This is a genomic window from Sandarakinorhabdus sp. FBCC-B8862, from assembly GCF_059745315.1.
The window spans coordinates 204,308-224,146 of the sequence record NZ_CM185574.1; the positions used below are offsets into that span (position 1 = coordinate 204,308).

Annotated in this window: 18 protein-coding genes; 11 read left to right on the forward strand and 7 right to left on the reverse strand. The window is 65.5% G+C overall.

Annotated elements, in window-relative coordinates; genetic code table 11:
• Window positions 1–40: 40 nt before the first annotated feature.
• From AC6BOR_RS01090 to AC6BOR_RS01130, 9 genes are all read left to right on the forward strand, one after another.
• Window positions 41–2,560 (forward strand): TonB-dependent receptor, encoded by a 2,520-nt coding sequence (locus tag AC6BOR_RS01090; protein WP_498059398.1) that lies wholly within the window; start codon window positions 41–43, stop codon window positions 2,558–2,560.
• Between the two features lie 93 nt (window positions 2,561–2,653).
• Entirely contained in the window at window positions 2,654–3,220 is a 567-nt protein-coding gene (gene pnuC, locus AC6BOR_RS01095) for a nicotinamide riboside transporter PnuC (protein ID WP_498059399.1), read from the forward strand.
• Window positions 3,221–3,225: 5 nt separating this feature from the next.
• On the forward strand, window positions 3,226–3,753 hold the full coding sequence (locus AC6BOR_RS01100; RefSeq protein WP_498059400.1) for an AAA family ATPase: 528 nt from the start codon (window positions 3,226–3,228) through the stop codon (window positions 3,751–3,753).
• A complete protein-coding gene (locus tag AC6BOR_RS01105; protein ID WP_498059401.1) occupies window positions 3,750–4,451 on the forward strand; it encodes an SDR family NAD(P)-dependent oxidoreductase in 702 nt (233 codons plus the stop codon). Before AC6BOR_RS01100 ends, AC6BOR_RS01105 begins: the two co-directional genes overlap by 4 nt.
• A gap of 14 nt (window positions 4,452–4,465) precedes the next feature.
• Window positions 4,466–5,755 carry an adenylosuccinate synthase gene (locus AC6BOR_RS01110; protein ID WP_094473645.1) on the forward strand — a complete coding sequence of 430 codons (1,290 nt, stop codon included), beginning with the start codon at window positions 4,466–4,468 and terminating at the stop codon, window positions 5,753–5,755.
• A 31-nt stretch (window positions 5,756–5,786) separates the two neighbouring features.
• Window positions 5,787–6,575 (forward strand): DUF1294 domain-containing protein, encoded by a 789-nt coding sequence (locus AC6BOR_RS01115; protein ID WP_498059402.1) that lies wholly within the window; start codon window positions 5,787–5,789, stop codon window positions 6,573–6,575.
• Window positions 6,576–6,884: 309 nt separating this feature from the next.
• Window positions 6,885–8,237, forward strand: coding sequence for a glutathione-disulfide reductase (gor, locus tag AC6BOR_RS01120; protein WP_498059403.1), 1,353 nt, complete (start codon window positions 6,885–6,887; stop codon window positions 8,235–8,237).
• 157 nt (window positions 8,238–8,394) lie between these two features.
• Window positions 8,395–9,771 (forward strand): class II 3-deoxy-7-phosphoheptulonate synthase, encoded by a 1,377-nt coding sequence (locus AC6BOR_RS01125; RefSeq protein WP_498059404.1) that lies wholly within the window; start codon window positions 8,395–8,397, stop codon window positions 9,769–9,771.
• A 369-nt stretch (window positions 9,772–10,140) separates the two neighbouring features.
• Window positions 10,141–10,914 (forward strand): SDR family NAD(P)-dependent oxidoreductase, encoded by a 774-nt coding sequence (locus AC6BOR_RS01130; RefSeq protein ID WP_498059405.1) that lies wholly within the window; start codon window positions 10,141–10,143, stop codon window positions 10,912–10,914.
• A gap of 9 nt (window positions 10,915–10,923) precedes the next feature.
• On the opposite strand, the gene AC6BOR_RS01135 is transcribed toward AC6BOR_RS01130, so the two are convergent.
• From AC6BOR_RS01135 to glpK, 4 genes are all read right to left on the reverse strand, one after another.
• A complete protein-coding gene (locus tag AC6BOR_RS01135; RefSeq protein WP_498059406.1) occupies window positions 10,924–13,053 on the reverse strand; it encodes a PQQ-dependent dehydrogenase, methanol/ethanol family in 2,130 nt (709 codons plus the stop codon).
• 97 nt (window positions 13,054–13,150) lie between these two features.
• Window positions 13,151–13,357: a hypothetical protein gene (locus AC6BOR_RS01140; protein WP_498059407.1), complete on the reverse strand. Its 207-nt coding sequence runs from the start codon at window positions 13,355–13,357 to the stop codon at window positions 13,151–13,153.
• A 138-nt stretch (window positions 13,358–13,495) separates the two neighbouring features.
• Window positions 13,496–13,678, reverse strand: coding sequence for a hypothetical protein (locus AC6BOR_RS01145; RefSeq protein WP_498059408.1), 183 nt, complete (start codon window positions 13,676–13,678; stop codon window positions 13,496–13,498).
• Window positions 13,678–15,156, reverse strand: a complete 1,479-nt coding sequence (gene glpK, locus AC6BOR_RS01150) for a glycerol kinase GlpK (protein WP_498059409.1) — start codon at window positions 15,154–15,156, stop codon at window positions 13,678–13,680. The genes AC6BOR_RS01145 and glpK overlap by 1 nt, the downstream gene beginning before the upstream one ends.
• A 41-nt stretch (window positions 15,157–15,197) precedes the next feature.
• Here glpK and glpD point away from each other — a divergent pair, with 41 nt between their 5' ends.
• Window positions 15,198–16,721: a glycerol-3-phosphate dehydrogenase gene (glpD, locus tag AC6BOR_RS01155; RefSeq protein WP_498059410.1), complete on the forward strand. Its 1,524-nt coding sequence runs from the start codon at window positions 15,198–15,200 to the stop codon at window positions 16,719–16,721.
• 11 nt (window positions 16,722–16,732) lie between these two features.
• A complete protein-coding gene (locus AC6BOR_RS01160; protein ID WP_498059411.1) occupies window positions 16,733–17,101 on the forward strand; it encodes a hypothetical protein in 369 nt (122 codons plus the stop codon).
• Here AC6BOR_RS01160 and AC6BOR_RS01165 read toward each other — a convergent pair.
• The 3 genes from AC6BOR_RS01165 to AC6BOR_RS01175 form a co-directional block, all read right to left on the reverse strand.
• Complete coding sequence (locus tag AC6BOR_RS01165) at window positions 17,070–17,876, reverse strand: DUF2189 domain-containing protein (RefSeq protein ID WP_498059412.1); 807 nt, start codon at window positions 17,874–17,876, stop codon at window positions 17,070–17,072. The two genes, AC6BOR_RS01160 and AC6BOR_RS01165, sit on opposite strands and share 32 nt — an antisense overlap.
• Before the next feature lie 83 nt (window positions 17,877–17,959).
• The gene (locus AC6BOR_RS01170) at window positions 17,960–18,628 is read right to left on the reverse strand and encodes a hypothetical protein (RefSeq protein ID WP_498059413.1); all 669 of its coding nucleotides are present in this window, start codon (window positions 18,626–18,628) and stop codon (window positions 17,960–17,962) included.
• Entirely contained in the window at window positions 18,606–19,580 is a 975-nt protein-coding gene (locus tag AC6BOR_RS01175) for a threonine ammonia-lyase (RefSeq protein ID WP_498059414.1), read from the reverse strand. Before AC6BOR_RS01175 ends, AC6BOR_RS01170 begins: the two co-directional genes overlap by 23 nt.
• Window positions 19,581–19,839: the final 259 nt, after the last annotated feature.

Genomic DNA, 19,839 nt, shown 5'->3' on the forward strand with positions numbered 1-19,839 from the left:
CCCCCTGTCAAACGGGCCCCGGATTTTGGGAAGGATTGTCATGCGATTGAACGATATTTCGCGTCAGGCTGCGTTGCGCGCACTGTTCCTGCTTGGTGCCGCCAGCCTTGCCGCCCCGGCGCTGGCGCAGGCGGCTGCCCCCGCCGCCGCTGCTGACGAGACTGCAGAAGATGAAGTGATCATCGTCACCGCGTCGAAGCAGGCCAAGACCCTGATCGACACGCCGATTGCCGTTTCGGTGGCCAGCAAGGCGACGCTGGAAGTGGCGCAGATCCGCGACGCGCTTGATCTGCAGACGCTGGTGCCCAGCTTGCGTGTGTCGCAGTTGCAGTCTTCGGCCAACACCAACTTCATCATCCGCGGTTTCGGCAACGGTGCCAACAACGCCGGTATCGAACCGTCGGTCGGTGTGTTCATCGATGGCGTCTATCGCAGCCGTTCCGCCGCCCAGATCGGCGACCTGCCCAGCCTGGAGCGGGTGGAAGTGCTCCGTGGGCCCCAGTCGACCCTGTTCGGCAAGAACGCCTCGGCCGGTATCATCTCGGTCGTCACGGCCGAGCCCAAGTTTGATTTCGGCGGTTCGGCCGAACTTTCCTATGGCAATTACAACGCGGTTGTCGCCCGCGCCGAAGTGACCGGCCCGATCAGCGACACCATCGCCTTCAGCCTGGCGGGCAACTACAACCGTCGCGATGGCTATGTGCGCAACGTCACGCTCAATCGCGACGACAACGAGCGCAACCGTGGTGGCATTCGCGGCCAGCTGCTGTTCAAGCCGTCGGATGATTTCAAGCTGCGCCTGATCGCCGATTACGACAAGATCGACGAAGTCTGCTGCTCGGTGGTCAACATCGTCGATGGCCCGACCGGCAATGCCGTGCGGGCGCTGGGCGGCCAGCTGATTTCCAACCAGCCGCTGGCGCTGACCTCCGCCACCAACTTCCCGTCGACCAACAAGATCGACAATTATGGCGTGTCGGCGCAGGCCGATTACAAGGCGGGCCAGTTTGACCTGACCTTCATCGGCGCCTGGCGCGGCGTGAAGCTCAACACCAATGCGGACAGCGACTTCACCAGCGCCGACATCATTGGCGCCAACCGTGGCCGCAACGCGATTGACACCTACACCGCCGAATTCCGCATCGCGTCGAAGTTCGATGGGCCGATCAACTTCCTGCTTGGCGCCTTCTATTTCAACGAAACCATCGATGCGCAGGCGGCGCTGACGTTCGGCCGCGATTTCCGCGGCTATGCCAGCGCACTGTCGGGCGGTGCCTACACCAACCTGGAACCGACGCTGCGCGCGCTGCTGCCGGGCACCCCGGCCGGCCAGTTCGGCGGCCAGGGCCAGGGCCGGTTCGAAGATTATGACTACAAGAACCGCGCTATTTCGCTGTTCGGCACCGTGGATTGGGAACTGCTGGACGGCCTGACGTTCACCGCTGGCGGCAACTACACCCATGACAGCAAGCGGGTGGCCACCAATGTGACCAGCACCGATGTGTTCTCGGGTCTGGATCTGGTCCGTGCTGGTGTGAATGCCGGGGTGCCGGCCACAGTTGCGGCCAACCCGCAGTTCAACCCGTTCCTCGGCCTGCGCGCGCTGCAGTTCCTGCCGCCGTTCCTCAACTTCCCGAACGCGGTTGAAAATGGCCGTACGTCTGACAGCAATTTCTCCTACACGCTGCGGCTGTCGTACAAGTTCAATGAAAACCTGAACCTCTATGCAACGCACGCGACTGGCTTCAAGGCGAGCTCGTGGAACCTGTCGTCGGATTCGCGGCCGTTTGCGACCGACTTCATCCCGGGTTCGACCGCACAGTCGCCGGCGCCGGCGGCGTCGCCGATCCGCACCGCGCTGGGCGCGAACCTGCCGGTGAATCTGACCACCGGTTCGCGCTATGCCAATCCGGAATATGCCACCGTCTATGAAGTTGGCATCAAGGGCCAGTGGGAAGGCTTTGCCATCAACTTGGCGGCTTTCCGCCAGATCCTGAATGGCTTCCAGAGCAACGTGTTCTCCGGCACCGGCTTCATCCTGGCCAATGCTGACCAGCAATCGGTCAACGGTCTGGAAATCGACACCTCGATCTCCCCGATCCGCGACCTGCGCGTGACGGCCAGCCTGACCTATCTGGATGCGAAGTTCGATCGCTTCCCGGGTGGTGCTGCGCTGGTGGCGGGCAGCTTCTCTACAGTGCCGCTGGATCTTAGCGGCCAGCGCGTGGCAGGCACGCCGCAGTATGCGGCTTCCTTGGGCGTGGATTACACCGCCCGGCTGACAGATGCGGCCAAGCTGATCTTCCACGCCGATTATCAGCATGAAAGCCCGACCCAGATTGCCCAGGGCACGGTGACGCTGCGCCGGACCGTGGACAATCTGAACACCTCGGTCACGCTGAACCTCAACAACAAGTTCGACATTTCGGTTTGGGCCCGCAACCTGACCAACCAGGCCTGGATCACCACAATCTTCCCGGGCGTGGCGCAGGCCGGCACCCTGTCGGGCTATCGCAACCAGCCGCGCACCTTTGGTGCCCTGGTGCGCTATCGCTTCTGATCAGGCGGTCTTGCTGCGACAAAGGGGGCGCGCCGGCAACGGTGCGCCCCCTTTTTCTTGCAAAAGCCCACGCAGGCAGGCTTAAGGCGCGGCGTGAATCCGTGGGAAATCCTGGCGGCGGGCTTTGGCCTGGCCAACATGCTGCTGCTGGCGCGGCGGTCGGTGTGGAATTATCCGGCCGGCATGCTGATGGTGGCGATCCTGGCCGGAGTGTTCCTGCAATCGAAACTTTATGCCGTTGCCGGGCTGCAGCTGTTTTTTTTCGTCGCGCAGGCGCAAGGGCTTTGGGCCTGGCTGCGGGCGCCGAGGCAGGATGATGGCGCAATTGACGTGCGGCGGATGCCGCGCCGAGGCTGGCAGACCGTGATCGGCGCCGGCCTGGGAGCATCCGTGCTGCTGGCAATGTTGCTGCATGAAACCGATGCGGCAGCGCCCGTTGCCGATGGCACGGTGGCGGGTTGGTCATTGGTGGCGCAGTTGCTGACCAATGGCCGCTATCTGGAAAGCTGGCCGGTCTGGGTGTGGGTGAACATCCTGTCGGTCTGGCTTTATGCCAGCCAGGCTTTGTGGGTGACGGCGGCGCTCTATGCCGTTTTTCTGGCCGTTGCGCTGTTCAGCTGGCGGTTGTGGCAGCGCGCTGCCGTGGTGGAGCGGGCCTGAACGCGATGCTGCATGTGTGCTTTACCGGCGTGGAATCCACCGGAAAATCAACCCTGGCCGAAGAGCTGAGCGAGCAGTTGGGCGGCGCGTTGATGCCGGAATATGGACGCGAATATGCCGAAACCATCGGCACCGATTTCACGCCGGATGCGCTGCGCCTTATCGCGGTGGAGCACGAACGGCGGCGCGGCGCTCTGATCGCGGCGCAACCGGCGCTGTTGATCGAGGATACCGATATTGTCACCACCGCCGCCTGGTTCCGCATGCTGCACCGGACACGTGATCCGATGCTGTCGGCGATGCCGGCGCGGGCGGATCTCTATCTGCTGTTTGCGCCCGATACGCCTTGGGTGGCCGATGGCACGCGCCAGTTTGTTGGCACGGAGCGGTTGCGGTTCCAGCGGGTGATCGAGAATGAACTGGCCTTGCGCGGCATTGCGCCCGTGCTGATTTCGGGCAATTGGGCCCAGCGGCGCACACAGGCCGAAACCGCCATCCGCACCACGCTTGCCAAACGGGAGGCCCTGTCATGACGACCATCCTGCTCACCGGCGCGTCGCGCGGCATTGGCGCTGCCGCCCATGTCGCCCTGGCTGGCGCTGGTTGCACAGTGATTGGCCAGTCCACCGCCGGCGGCAACGGCCTGATTGCGGCCGATTTTGCCCAGCCGCGCGCCGCCGATGTTTTGTGGGCGCAGGCGCTGGAACTGGCCTGTGGGCGTATCGATGTGGTGGTCAACAATGCCGGCGTGTTTGAAGCGGCTGATATCGAAGACGCCGATGGCTTTGCTGATGCGTGGGCGCGCAGCATCGCCATCAACCTGCAATCGGCCGCCGACCTGTGCCGCCATGCCGTGCTGCATTTTCAGCAGCATGGCGGTGGCCGCATCATCAACGTGGCCAGCCGCGCCGGCCATCGCGGCGATTCGCCGAAGCATTGGCATTATGCGGCGGCCAAGGGCGGCATGCTGGCCATGACCAAGAGCATCGCCCGCGCCTATGCCGAGCAGAATATCCTGGCCTTTTCGATCACACCCGGCTTCACCATGACGGGCATGGCGGAGGATTATCTGGCCAGCCGCGGCGGCGACAAGCTGCTGGCCGATATCCCCCTCGGCCGGGTCGCAATGCCGGACGAGGTAGCCGAGACCATTCGCTGGCTGGCCACCACGGCGCCGGCCTCGCTCACCGGGGCGACCATCGATATCAATGGCGCATCCTATGTGCGCTGATGTGAGGAACTGAGATGCCGAACGTCACGGTTGTGGGCGCCCAGTGGGGCGATGAGGGCAAGGGCAAGATTGTCGACTGGCTGTCGGCCCGTGCCGATGTCGTGGTGCGCTTCCAGGGCGGACACAACGCTGGCCATACGTTGGTGGTGGGTAACCAGACCTACAAATTGTCTCTGCTGCCATCTGGAATCGTGCGCGGCACCCTGTCGGTGATCGGCAATGGCGTGGTGTTCGATCCCTGGCATTTCCGCGATGAAGTCGCCCGCATTGCCGGCATGGGTGTTTCGATCACGCCCGACAATCTGGCCGTATCGGAATCCGCCCCGCTGATCCTGCCGCTGCACCGCGATCTGGATGCCCTGCGCGAGGATGCGATGGGCGCCGGCAAGATCGGCACGACCCGGCGCGGCATCGGCCCGGCCTATGAAGACAAGGTCGGCCGCCGGGCGCTGCGCGTGATTGATCTGGCGCATCTGGATGCGATCGAACCGCAGCTGGAGCGGCTGCTGGCCCACCATAATGCCCTGCGCGCTGGCTTTGGCGTGGCGCCGGTGGATGCGGCCGAGTTGAAGGCACAGCTGGCCGATGTGGCGCCGGCCGTGCTCCCCTACATCCAGCCCGTCTGGAAGCGGCTGCGCGATGCGCGCTGGCGGCGGGACCGCATATTGTTCGAGGGCGCGCAGGGCGTGCTGCTGGATGTTGATCATGGCACCTGGCCCTTTGTCACCTCGTCCAACGTGGTGGCCGGCCAGGCGGCCGCCGGTTCGGGCATGGGCCCGGATGCCACCGGCTATGTGCTCGGCATCGTGAAGGCCTATACCACGCGGGTCGGTTCCGGCCCCTTCCCCACCGAGCAGGACAATGCAGTGGGCGAACGGCTGGGTACGCGTGGCCATGAATTCGGCACGGTGACGGGCCGCAAGCGCCGCTGTGGCTGGTTTGATGCCGTCCTGGTGCGCCAGGCCATCGCCGTGGGCGGCATCACCGGCATGGCGCTGACCAAACTGGACGTGCTCGACGGGCTGGAGACGATCATGATCTGCACCGGCTATCGCCTTGATGGCCGGGAGTTGGATTATCTGCCCGCGCATCCCGCCGAACAGGCCCGGGTCGAGCCGGTCTATGAGGCGTTCGAAGGCTGGAGCGAATCGACGGCCGGTGCGCGCAGCTGGGCGCAACTGCCGGCGCAGGCGATCAAATATATCCGCCGCATCGAGGAATTGACCGAATGCCCGGTGGCACTGGTTTCGACCAGCCCCGAGCGCGACGATACCATCCTGGTGAAGGATCCGTTCCGCGATTGAGCGATGAGAACAGGTCAAGTACAAGCCTGTCATGTCGCTTGTCCCCCTGTTGCTTGCTGCCGCCACCAGCTTCAGTTGCATCGCCCCGACCCATCATGATGGGGACAATGTGCGCTGCGCCAATGTGGAGGAGAGCATCCGGCTGCAGGGCATTGATGCGCCGGAGATGCCGGGCGCCTGCCGGCCAGGCCGGCAATGCACCCCGGGCGATCCCTATGCGGCGCGCGACCATCTGCGCGGGCTGACCCGGGGGCGGCCCCTCGCCTGCGAGGCCGAAGATTACGACCGCTATGGCCGGGTGATCGCCCGCTGCAGCGTGGATGGCGTGGACTTGAGCTGTGCGATGATCGCATCGGGACTGGCGGTGCCGCGTTATGCCGCCATTGATTGCGGCAACGTTGCGGCGCCGTCTGAGCCGGAGGTGGCCCAACCCGCACCGCAACAGCCGATGGCCGAACCCGAGTGGCCGGTGATTGACCGGGTGGTGGTGCCCGATGATGCGCCGCCGGCCGCCATGCAATTGCCGGACTGGCCATGGCTGGCGGCAGGCTGGTTGGCGCTGATCAATCTCCTCACCTACATCATGTTCGCTATCGACAAGGCGCGGTCCCGCGCGGCGCGGCTGTGGCGGGTGCCGGAACGCTGGCTGCACAGCCTGGCGGCGCTGGGTGGCAGCCCGGCCGCCTGGCTGGCCATCCATCGGCTGCGCCACAAGAGCGCCAAGGGCAGTTTCAAGCTGCCGCTGCTGTTGATCAGCGGCTTGCAGATTGGCGCGCTGGCGGGCGGCATCTGGTGGTGGCTCAATCCGCTGGCCCGGTGACGGAGACCGTCCGGCCGCGCGGCAATTGCAAAACGTCGGAAGTTGACGAAGTTGACACAATTTCCCAGTGCGACAATTGAAAACAGGCAATATTTCTCCATGCTGTCCGCATGGATCAATTGGAAATTTTACATTTTAGACAGAGCCACAAGACGGAATGATGACAGGTTTGGCCGATGTAGGACAGGCCTGAAGAGCTGGATTGGGTGTTCCTGCTGGCTGTTGCTGCCCACATTGATCGCCTGCGTCGCTCAGGCCAACCGGGCAATTTGATTGGCGCTGCCGGCCGTGCGGGCTTATGGAACGGCCATGAGCACATATGATTTCGACCTTTTCGTGATTGGTGCTGGTTCGGGTGGGGTGCGGGCCAGCCGCATTGCCGCCGGCCATGGCGCGCGCGTGGCGGTGGCCGAGGAGTTTCGGGTTGGCGGCACCTGCGTGATCCGCGGCTGCGTGCCCAAGAAGCTGCTGGTCTATGGATCGCACTTTGCCGAGGATCTGGAGGATGCCGCGCGTTTCGGCTGGCAGATCGAGGCCAAGCGCTTTGACTGGCCGACGCTGCGGGACAATGTGGCGGCCGAAGTCGACCGCCTGAACGGCCTGTATCAGAACACGCTCGACAACAACAAGGTGACGACCCTTTTGGGCCATGCCCGGCTGGTCGATGCCCACACGGTCGAGGTGGACGGAGAAGACGGCGTTCGGCGCCACACGGCCGGCACCATCCTGATCGCCAGCGGGGCGCGGCCGTTCATTCCCGATGTGCCGGGTGCCGAACATGGCATCACGTCGAACGAGGTGTTCCACCTGCCCGAACTGCCGCGGCGCATGGTGATTGCCGGTGCCGGCTATATCGCCACCGAATTTGCCGGGGTGTTCCACGAACTGGGCAGTGATGTGACGCTGATCAACCGCAGCGACACCATCCTGCGCGGCTGGGAACCGGCGCTGGCCGATCGGCTGCTGACCATTTCCATGGCCAAGGGCATCAATTTCAAGCTGAACTGCCGCCTGGAACGCATTGAGAAGACGGATGCTGGCCTGGTGCTGCACTTTGCCGATGGCAAGCGCATCGAAACCGATGTGTTGTTGTGGGCGCTGGGCCGGGTGCCCAACACCGAAGGGCTGGGCCTAGCCGAGGTGGGCGTTTCCCTCAACGACAAGGGCGCGATTGCGGTGGATGCGGACAGCCGCACCAGCGTGGCGAACATCTTTGCTGTGGGCGATGTGACCGATCGGGTGCAGTTGACGCCGGTGGCCATCCGCGAAGGCCACAGCTTTGCCGACCGGCAGTTTGGCGGCAAGAGCTGGCATGTCGATTACCGCGCCATTCCGTCGGCCGTGTTCTCCAACCCGCCGCTGGGCAGCGTGGGGATGACCGAGGCCGAAGCGCGCAACGCCTATGGCCAGGTGAAGATCTACACATCCGATTTCCGGCCGATGAAGAATGTGCTGGCCGGCCGCAACGAGCGCGCGCTGTACAAGCTGGTGGTGGATGCGGCGAGCGACCGGGTGGTGGGTGCCCACATGATCGGGCCCGATGCGCCGGAAATCCTGCAGGCTGTGGCCATCGCGGTGAAGGCCGGGCTGACCAAGGCGCAGTTTGACGAGACAATGGCGCTGCATCCGACGATGAGCGAGGAGCTGGTGCTGATGCGCTGAAGCGCGGCCAACGCGCGGACTCGCGCGAAGCCCGTTCGACGTCACAAACGCCCCTGCCCCTTCGGGCCCCTCCGTCGCCCTGCGGGCGCCACCTCCCCAAACAAGTTTGGGGAGGATTGTTGCACCCACGGGCAAAATGCCGCAAAGCACCACCGTCATGACGAAGAACTGGTCCCCCGACAGCTGGCGTGCTTGTGAAGCGCGGCAATTGCCCACCTACCCCGATGCCGGGGCTTTGAAGGCTGTGGAGAGCGAGCTGCGCTCCTATCCGCCGCTGGTGTTTGCCGGGGAAGCCCGTGACCTGACCGACCGGTTGGCCGATGTGGCGGCCGGCAAGGCCTTTCTGCTGCAGGGCGGCGATTGCGCCGAAAGCTTTGCCGAATTCCATCCCAACACCATCCGCGACACCTTCCGCGTGCTGCTGCAGATGGCGGTGGTGATGACCTTTGCCAGCAAGATGCCGGTGGTGAAGGTGGGCCGCATGGCCGGCCAGTTTGCCAAGCCGCGCTCCGGCGATTTCGAGGAGCAGGACGGTGTGTCGCTGCCCAGCTATCGCGGCGACAATGTCAACGATATCGCCTTCACGCCGGAAGCGCGCACGCCTGATCCGCAGCGCATGGTGCGTGGCTATCTGCAATCGGCAGCCACGCTGAACCTGCTGCGGGCCTTTGCCAGCGGTGGCTATGCCAATCTGCACCAGGTGCACAAATGGAACCTGGACTTTGCCGCGCGCAGCCCCTGGGCCGATCAATATGCCCAGCTGGCCGACCGGATCGGCGAAGCGCTTGATTTCATGGCCGCCATTGGCCTGTCGCCCGATACGGTGCCGCAGTTGAAGGGCACGAGCTTCTTCACCAGCCACGAGGCGCTGCTGCTGGGCTATGAAGAGGCGATGACCCGGCAGGACAGCCTGACCGGCGATTGGTATGACACGTCGGCCCATATGTTGTGGATTGGCGATCGCACCCGCTTTGCCGGTTCGGCGCATGTCGAATTTCTGCGCGGGGTGGGCAATCCGCTGGGCCTGAAATGTGGCCCGTCGCTGGAGCCGGACGATCTCATCCGCCTGATCGACACGCTGAACCCCGGCAATGTGCCGGGCCGGCTGACCCTGATCACCCGCTTTGGCCATGACAAGGTGGAGCAGCATCTGCCGCGCCTGATCCGCGCCGTTGCCCGCGAAGGCCGGCATGTGCTGTGGAGCTGTGACCCGATGCACGGCAACACGATCAAGGCGGCCGGTGGCCTGAAGACCCGGCCGTTTGACCGTATCCTGATGGAAGTGAAGAGCTTTTTTGCTGTGCACCGCGCCGAGGGCAGCCATGCGGGCGGCATCCACCTGGAAATGACCGGGCAGGACGTGACCGAATGCACCGGCGGCGCCATCGCCATTTCGGATGAAGGCCTGGCCAGCCGTTATCAGACGCAGTGCGACCCGCGCCTGAACGCCAGCCAGAGCCTGGAAATGGCGTTCCTGATTGCCGAGGCACTGAAGGCCGAACGCGAGGCGATTGAAAGCAGCCGCGCCGCCTAAAAATCGACGCGGCATTTACAATATTGTGACGAATCGCGTGTATTGGCGAAAGCCAAGGCACTCGATTGGCCATGCGCGCGGTTTAACCGGTTGCAAACATTGGTTGACGATTGCTTGCGTTGCCAGTTGCGTTGCATTGCAGCTTGTGATCACCGGCCATTGTGATTTGGCCGGATTGGCGTTTGATTTGTTTATATTGTTGTTCGTTCAAATATCGGAACCAGGATTACCGGCAGCGCGCCGTGTGAGGGGGGAAAGAGCCGGCCCTGTTGCAGGGGTCCGGCTCTTTCTTTGTTTGTATCCCTCTGGAAACTGGCAATGGCGGCCTGTGGGCCAACACCGCATGCAGGGCAGAGAAAGGATCTTGCCATGCCCTATCCCCTGCCCAACGCCAGCCATGATCTGACCGGCCAGCTTGCCATCATAACCGGCGCGTCGTCGGGACTGGGTGCCCGCTTTGCCCGCGTGCTGGCCGCCGCGGGCGCAACCGTGGCCGTTTGTGCCCGCCGGGTGGACCGTTTGGAGGCGCTGGTGGCAGAGATCAGCGCCGCCGGTGGCAAGGCCCGGGCCTTTGCCCTGGATGCCGCCGATCAGGCCCAGTGCGTTGGCCTGGCCGAACGGGTGGAGGCGGAACTCGGCCCGGTATCCATCCTGATCAACAATGCCGGCATTCCCGATGCAGCGCGAGCGCACAAGGTGAGCCTGGAGCTGTACAACCAGGTGATGGCGGTGAATGTGAATGCGCCCTGGCTGCTGTCCACCAGCCTGGCGGCGCGGCGGCTGGCCGACGGCGGGGCCTTGCGCATCGTCAACATCGCATCGATGGCGGCGTTTGAATACAACGGCCATGGCGCGGCGCTGTACAGCATGACCAAGGCCGCCGTGGTGCGGATGACCGAGGTGCTCAGCGTGGAGTGGGCGAAATTCCCGATCAACGTGAACGCCATCGCGCCCGGCGCCTTTGCCAGCGAGATGATGGACGGGATGATGAGCCGCATGGGCGACATCACGCAAGCGTTCCGCCGCAAGCGGCTGGGCGATCCGGCGATGATGGATTCGACCCTGCTCTATCTGGTCAGCCCGGCCGGCGAAGCGGTGACCGGCACGATCATCAAGATTGATGACGGCCAGTCAAACCGCTGAGCCCCTGCCCTATTTGCCGGCTGCTTCCTTGGCCTGCAGCTTCTTGGCCTGTTCGCCGACATAGGCGCGCACCGCTTCAACCTGGGCGGGCGTGTACCAGCGGCTGAAGGCGATCATGCCGTTGGCCTTCAGCGCGCCATCATGCACGACGGCCTTCCAGGCTTCGGCATCGCTGAGCAGGCCGGAGCGGCGCAGATCGGGCAGCACGCCTGAGGCATGGGCATCGGGACCATGGCAGAAGGCGCAGTTTGAACTGTAGATGGCGGCACCCTCGCTGATCTGGGCCGGGGTGAACATGTCCTTCGGTGGGTTGGCGGCGGCGAACACAGGCTCGGTGGCCTTGGGCAGTTTGGCCTTGCCGCCCAGCTTGAACACCAGCAGCCGGCCGTTGCGGGCCTCACGCGGGTCTTCAAAGGCGCTGGTCAGCGGATAGGCGCCGCCATATCCGACCATGATCGCCACATATTGTTCGCCCTTCACGGCATAGCTGATCGCCGGGGCGATGATGCCAGTCTGTGCCTTGAAGTTCCACAGCTTGGTTCCGGTGCTGGCGTTGAAGGCCTGGAAATCCCCGGCGCCGTTGCCCTGGAACACCAGATTGCCGGCGGTGGCCAGCGTGCCGCCGTTCCACGGCCCGTCATAAGTGATTTCCCAGGCCGGTTTCTGTGCCACCGGATCCCAGGCGATCAGCCGGCCTTTCAGCGAGGCCTTGATCGCCTTGAACTGGGCCATGTCGTCGGGCACCGAACCGGCATCGGTGTTGATGCCCAGGTTCCAGGCGCCTTCGCGCCGCACGAAGCCGGCCTGCGCCATGTAGAGCTGCGGGATTTCCTGTGCCGGCAGATAGACGAGGCCGGTGCGCGGGCTGTAGCTCATCGGATGCCAGTTGTGCGCCCCCAGTGGTGAGGGGAACACCACGGCGCCGGCGGTGCGATAGCGGGCTTCGGGCACTTCGATCGGGCGGCCGGTCTTCATGTCGACGCCGGTGGCCCAGGTCTGGCTGGCAAAGCTCTTGGCCGAGATGAGCTGGCCATTGGCGCGATCGATCACATAGAAAAAGCCATTCTTGGGCGCCTGCATCAGCACCTTGCGCGGCTTGCCATCGATCATCAGGGTCGAAAGGATGATCGGTTGGGTGGCGGTATAGTCCCAGGTTTCGCCGGGCGTCGTCTGATAATGCCAGAGATATTCGCCGGTTTCGGGCTTGAGCGCCAGGATCGAGGACAGGAACAGATTGTCCCCCTTCCCGTCCGACCGGATCATGTGGTTCCAGGGCGACCCGTTGCCGACGCCGATATAGAGCTGATCCAGTTCCTGATCATAGACGATGGCATCCCAGGCGGTGCCGCCGCCGCCGCCCTTCCAATATTCGCCGAACCAGGTGCCCTGCGCCTTGGCCGCCAGCACGCTGTCAGACACTTCGCCATCGGGGCCGTTGGCCGGGTTGCCGGGCACGGTGAAGAAGCGCCACTTCTTCTTGCCGGTCATCGCATCATAGGCGGTGACATAGCCGCGCACGCCCAGTTCGGCGCCGCCGTTGCCGATGATCACCAGCCCCTTCACCACGCGCGGCGCACCGGTGATGGTGTAGGGCTTGGTCGTATCGGTGAAGGTTTGTGTGGACCATTTGGGCTTGCCGGTGGCGGCATCCAGCGCGATCAGCCGGCCATCCAGCGCGGCAACGAAGACGAGGCCGTTCCACACCGCGACGCCGCGATTGACGACATCGCAGCAGGCGCTGTGGCCGCGGCCCTTGTCCACCTTGGGGTCGAAATGCCATTTCACCCGGCCGGTGACGGCATCAAGTGCCATCACGTTGGACCAGCTGGTGCTGGTGTAGATGGTGCCATCCACCACGATCGGTGTGGATTCCTGGCCGCGGTTGGTGGGCAGATCGGCATACCAGGCAAGGCCCAGCCCGCCGACATTGCCGCTGTTGATCTGGGTGAGATCGGCAAAACGCTGTTCGGCGTAGGAGCCGCCATGCGTCATCCAGTTGCCCGGTTCGGTGCGGGCATTGGCCAGGCGCTGGGCATCCACGCCGCGCACCCCGCTGCCGGGCCCGCCCGAAACCGCACCGGCTCCGGCCAGCAGCCCGGCTGTTGCCAACAGGCAGAACGCCTTGGTTCGCCGCTTCATTGCACCCTCCCCAGTGTGACTTTCGGATCAGACTATGGGCGCGGTGGAATCATGCAAGCCTGATAATATCACAGGCCCGGCGGCAGGCGACCGTGGTTCAGCGGCCGCTGGTCTGGGTTGGCGCCGGCTTGGCAGGCGCGCGCTGCGCCTGTTCCTGCTTGCTCTTGGCGGCGGCGGTCGTTGCCTGCGCCTTTGCCTTGGCCTGCTGCAGATAGACGAGATCGGCGTGGCGCTGGGCCAGCGCCGGTGTGGCGGTGAGCGCGGCGGCGATCAGGGCCAGAGCGGCGGGGCGAAACATGGTCATCGGTCCATTCCTGTTTTTCATTACCAGGGTGTAATGTTGTTGCGATGACACAAGAAATCAAGGCCGATGCTCAAAATATGTGCAAACTACGCCTCACCTGGGCACGTTTTGCATTATTTTGCCTGCAATCGGCGCGATTCAGCCCGGAATGGGCAGGCTGTTGATCCAGGCGTTGAACGCCACCACCACGCCGGCCACCATCATCAGCACCGCCTTGGTGCGATTCCCGCCGGGCTGGCGCAGCAGCCACAGGCCGCCCAGCACCAGTGCCAGCGCCGCCACCAGCGCCAGGCCGGTGACGGGCGTGATCTCGGCCGGCATCAGGCCAGCACGCGGGCGATGGCCGCCTGCCATTGCGCCCGGCGATGGCCGCGGGCGGCGGCATCGATGGCGGGGTGGAAGCTGCGATCGGCGGCGGCCATGGCGGCGGCGGCGCTTTCCAGATCGGCAAACAGGCCGGCGCCCACACCGGCCAGCATGGCAGCGCCCATGGCGGTGGTTTCAATGACGCGCGGCCGTTCCACCACCAGGCCCAGGCTGTCGGCCAGATCCTGGCACAGCCAGTTGTTGGCCACCATGCCGCCATCCACGCGCAGGCGGGCGGCGGCGACGCCATCGGCGGCGAGCGCATCGACCAGATCGGCGGTCTGCTGGCCCTGCGCCTCCAGCGCGGCGCGCACGATATGGGCGCGGGTGGTGCCGCCCGACAGGCCGCAGATCAGACCGCGCGCATCCGGGTTCCAATAGGGCGCGCCGAGGCCGGCCAGCGCCGGCACAAAGCTGACGCCGCCATTGTCGGCCACGCTTTGGGCCAGGCTTTCGGATTCGGCGCTGCTGGCGATGATGCCCAGCCCGTCGCGCAGCCATTGCACCGCCGATCCGGCGACGAAGATGGCGCCTTCCAGCGCATAGGCCGGTTTGCCGGCCAGCCGCCATGCGACGGTGGAGAGCAGCCGGTTGCGGGAAACCGGCGCGGTGGCACCGGCATGGGCGAGCAGGAAGCAGCCGGTGCCATAGGTGGCCTTCAGCGCGCCAGGTGACAGGCAGCCCTGGCCAATCGCGGCGGCCTGCTGATCCCCCGCAGCGCCGGTGATCGGCACCTCGCGGCCGAGGAGGCTGGTGTGGGCGAGCGTGCCGGCGCAATCGGTGATGGCCGGCAAGACCGCCGCCGGCACGCCGAACAGGGCAATCAGCTCCGCATCCCATTCGCAATTGGCCAGATCCATCAACAGGGTGCGGCTGGCGTTGGTGGCATCGGTGACATGCGCGGCGCCGCTGCTCAATTTCCAGATCAGCCAGCTTTCGACCGTGCCCACGGCCAGGCGGCCATCCCGGGCGGCGTCGGCAACCATCGGCCAATTGTCCAGCGCCCAGCGGATCTTGGTGGCGGAGAAATAGGGATCGAGCAGCAGGCCGGTCTTCGCCTGCACGCGCGGTTCGAGGCCGGGATCGGCGGCCTTCAGTTGCGCGCAATAGTCGGCGGTGCGGCGATCCTGCCAGACGATGGCATGGCTCAGAGGTTCGCCGGTGGTGCGATCCCAGAAGCAGATGGTTTCGCGCTGGTTGGTGATGCCGATGGCGGCGATGCGATCGATGCCGACGGTGGCGGCCACCTCCTCGAGGCAGGCCTTTGACAGCGCCCAGATTTCGCCGGCGTCATGCTCCACCCAGCCGCTGGCGGGATAATGCTGGGTCATCGGGCGGCCCGCACTGGCGATGATGTCGCCGCTGCCCGAAAAGGCAATCGCGCGGGTGGAGGTGGTGCCGGCATCGAGCACGAGGATGAGCTGATCTGTCATGTCGCCTTTTCTAGGACCAGAAAGGCCGTTAGGGAAGGCGCGTGAGCGATATCAACACCCTCTTCGATCTGGCCATCATCGGCGGCGGCATCAATGGCGCCGGCATTGCCCGCGATGCCGCCGGGCGCGGCTTTTCGGTGGCAGTGATCGATGCCGGAGATGTGGGCGGCGCCACCTCTTCGGCCTCGACCAAGCTGATCCATGGTGGACTGCGCTATCTGGAATATTATGCCTTTGGCCTGGTGCGAAAGGCGCTGGCCGAGCGGGAGGTGCTGCTCGACATCGCGCCGCATATCACCTGGCCGCAGCCGTTCGTGCTGCCGCACGCGCCGGGCATGCGGCCCGAATGGCTGCTGCGGCTGGGCACGTTCCTTTATGACAATCTGGCCCGGCGCGAAGTGGTGCCGGGATCAGCGAAGATTGATCTGCGCAGCGAGCGCGCCGGCCGCGCGCTGGCCAGCGATTATCGCAGCGCCATGCGCTATTGGGATGGCTGGGTGGATGATGCCCGGCTGGTGGTGGAAAATCTCAAGGATGCGCGCGAACGCGGCGCGCTGGTGCTGCCGCGCACGCCGGTGGCCCGTGCCGCCCGCGTTGGCGATGTCTGGGAAATCACGCTGGCCGATGGCCGCCAGATCCGCGCGCTGCGCCTGGTCAACGCGGCCGGGCCGTGGGCGGAGGATGTGGCGCGGCGGGTGATGGGCCTGAATGATGCGCCGCCGCTGCGGCTGGTGCAGGGCAGCCATATCGTGACGCGGCGGGTGCACCTGGGCCGCGATGCCTTCATGCTGCAGCAGCCCGATGGCCGCATCATCTTCATCATCCCCTATGAGCGGGATTATTCGTTGATCGGCACCACCGAAGGCGATGTGCAGCGGCCCGAAGATGCGGCGGTGAGCGATGCCGAGGTGGACTATCTGCTGGCGGCTGCCAACCGCTATCTGGCGCGGCCGTTGACTCCGGATGATGTGGTGCACCGCTTCGTCGGCGTGCGGCCACTGATCCTGGAAACCGGCAAGGGCGACAAGGAGACCACCCGCGATTACCGGCTGGTCGAACATGCCGGGCTGGACGCGATGACCGTGGTCGGCGGCAAGATCACCACCTATCGCGTGCTGGCCGAGGATGTGATGGCGCGGATTGCGCCCAAATCGAAACCCTGGACCGGCAGTGCCCCCCTGCCCGGTGGTGCCATCGAACGGGCGCGCGGCGAGCATGGCCAGGCCGCCTTCAAGCGCTGGCTGGAGATGCTGCAGCGGCGCGAGGCCAATTATGATCCCAAGCTGATCAAGCGGCTGGCGACCACCATTGGCGCCCCGGCCGAGGCGCTGCTGGCCGGCGGGCTGGGCCGCAACCTGGGCGGCGTGTTCGAGGCCGAGCTGGACTATTTCCGGGCCCAAGAATGGGCGCAATCGAGCGCCGATGTGCTGTGGCGGCGCACCAAGCTGGGGCTGCATCTGGATGCCGCCGCGCAAGGCCAGGTGGCGCGCTGGTTTGGCGAGGAGCCGGTGGCGGCGACCGAGATTCCGGCGGGGCATCGCTTTGCGCGGCCAGGTATCGCCTGAGGAGCCGTGACATGCCGCTGACCAGCCTGTTGATCGCCGCCGCCGCGCCGCTGGCCGGGCTGTGGGTGGTGGGCGAAGCGGCCGATTGCAGCAAGCCGGGCGCCAACGCCTGGGTGTTGATGGCCGATGGCATTTATGCCGAAACCACCCTGCCCCAGGGCCCGATCACCGCGGTTGGCCGCTGGCGGGATGGCGGCGACCGTTTGATCTATACCCACGCCCATATTCCGTTCACCGCCGATGCGCCGGAACGGGCGATGGTGATGACCGAGCGGACGGATCAGCGCCTGGCGATGACCGCGCCTTCGGGCCGCAAGCGGGTGTTCAGCCGCTGCCCGGCCGGCAGCCTCAGCGCGCCGCCGGGGCAGCCGCAGCACTGACCGCCCGGCGATAGAGATGCCAGGTGGCGTGGCCGAGCACCGGCAACACCACCAGCAGGCCGAGGAACAGCGGCAGCATGGCCAGGAACAAGCCGGCGGCGATCAGCACCGCCCAGGCGAGCATGATGGCGCCATTGGCCCTGACCACGGCAAAGCTGGTGATGATGGCGCTGAGGAAATCGACGTCGCGGTCCACCAGCATCGGCAGGCTGATCACGGTGGCGGCATAAAAGGCCAGTGCGATGATGCTGCCGACCCCGCCGCCGACCAGCAGCATGATGGCGCCGGACGGGGTGAGCAGAAAGGCCAGCGATTCGGATTTGGTGCCGGATTCGGCCAGCGCGACGGCGAAGATGCCATGGGCGATCATCAGCCAGAAGCCGAAGGCGACGAACAGCACCACGCCCATCGCCAGCAATTGCTGATCGCCATGGCCCTTGAGCGCGCCGAGCACCGGCGGCCAGCGCAACGGCAGGCCCTGCTCCCGCCGGCGGCTCACCTCGTAAAGGCCGACGGCGCAGAACGGCGCCAGCAGCGGAAAGCCGGCCGCCGCCGGGATCAGCGAGAAGAGATCGCCGCGCCCGGCCATCACCCAGGTGAGCGCCAACCCAACCAGCACATAGACCGCGGCAAAGCCCAGCCCGAACTGGGGTTGGGCGCGATAATCCTGCCAGCCGGCGGCCAGTGCTGATTTCAGATCGGCAAGGCCCAGATCAAGCGCCACCTGGCGGCGCAAGGCTTGGGTGGTGCCGGCACCGGGATTGGCAATGGCCATTGGCCTGTCCCCCCAAAGGGCGCCCTTTGCGGGCGTCGATTGCAGGCATGGTGGCCCGGCAGACCGAGGTCGGCAACTCCGTATCAGCGCGGAGGCGGTGCCTGTCCCCGGCGCTTGCCGTCGCGCCAGATTGACCAGCCCAACCCGGCAAAGATCAGCAGGAACACGGCAAACAGCCGGTGGTCGGCCGACGGATCATAGGGGTGTGCCCGCTCCCACGCCGCCTGCTCGTCGATCGCGGCCAGGGCGGCAGCGCGGTTGATGATGATCCGGCCCGCCGTGTCGCGGATCTCGAGCGGCAGGCGATAGCCGCTGGCGGTTTCCACAAAGGATATGCGCACCGCGTCGGGCAATGCCGCCGCCTGGGTGCCGGCGGGCGGACAGGCGGTTGCAGCGACGCACGAAAAGCGCAGCCGTTTGCCGGTGGACAAGTAAAGGTCAAAGCCGGGAAAGCTGAAACGTCCGCCGCCGCGACCGGGATAGCGTTCGGTCTGCCAATTGGCATGGCCGGTCAGCTGGCGCGGCGGGGCGGTGCGTGCGGTTCGGTCGAAGGCGGCAATGTCCGCACTGAGCCGGCGATTCTGAGGGATGCCCAGCAGCGGCGCGAACAGGATGAACAGCATCAGCGCCGCGATGACGGCCACGACGGCCCAGACGAGCCGCGTGCCGAGGCGTCCAAGCGACGCCTCGAGCCCGGCCTTGGGTTGTCTGCCAGCGCACCGTTGTCCATCAGGCATGACCGGCTTCGGCAAGACAGGCGGCCATCACCTCGGGATCGATATTGCCGCCCGACAGGATCGCAATCACGGTCTTCCCCTTCACATCCACCTTGCCGGCCAGCAGTGCAGCGAGGGTGACGCTGCCGCCGGGCTCCACCACCAGCTTCAGCTCGCGGAAGGCGAAGGCGACGGCGCGGGCGACCTCGGCCTCGCTCACCGACACGCCGGTGGCGCCATGGTGGGTGAGCGTCGCGAAGGTGATTTCGGCCATGCGCAGGGTCTGCAGCGCGTCGCAGCGGGTGGGGCCGGGGTTTTCCACCGGCAGGATGCGGCCGGCGGCGAGGCTGCGGCAGACATCATCATAGCCTTCGGGTTCGACGATCACCGTTGGCAACTGGCTGCCGGCGGCGAACCCGCCCGAAAGGCCGCCGCCGCCACAGCAGGTGAGCGCCAGATCGGCAGTTTCGCCCCTGGCGGCGAGATCGGTGACCGCCTCCAGCCCGGCGGTGCCCTGCCCCGCGATGATCAGCGGATCGGCGAACGGCGGCACGATCAGCGCGCCCTTGGCTTCGGCAATGCCGGCGGCGATGGTTTCGCGGGCTTCGGTCAACCGGTCATAGAAGACAACCTCGGCGCCATCGGCGCGGGTGCGCTCCACCTTCAGTTTGGGGGCATCGCTGGGCATCACGATGGTGGCCGGCATGCCGAGCAACCGGGCGGCGCGCGCCACGCCCTGGGCATGGTTGCCGGAGGAGTAGGCGACCACGCCGCCGGCCCGCGCCTCGGCCGGAATCGCCAGCAGGCGGTTCATGGCGCCGCGGAACTTGAAGCTGCCGGTGTGCTGCAGATTCTCGGGCTTCAGCCAGATGCGGCCACCGCACAGGGCATCAAGCGCCGGCGAATTCAACAGCGGGGTGCGCACCGGCCAAGTGCCCAGCCGGGCTGCGGCAATTTCGACATCGGCGAGCGTGACGGGGGAAGTCATTGAAAAACGGCCTTTTCAGTTGCAGCGACACCCTAGGGCAAGCCCTTGAAAGGGCAACGCAAAAGCGCATTTTTCGCTGTAACAAAAAATCGCTTTACACGGCCGTCATGCTTTCATAACAAACGCGCCGCTGCCCCATGGGACTTCCACCGCAAGGCAGCTTTGGTGTCAATGCCGGCGATCGACCGGGCGGGGTTTCGGCCTCATCCGTTCAAGCGCGCAGCTGCGACATGCTTTGCCCACCCGGAGGTCCCTTGAG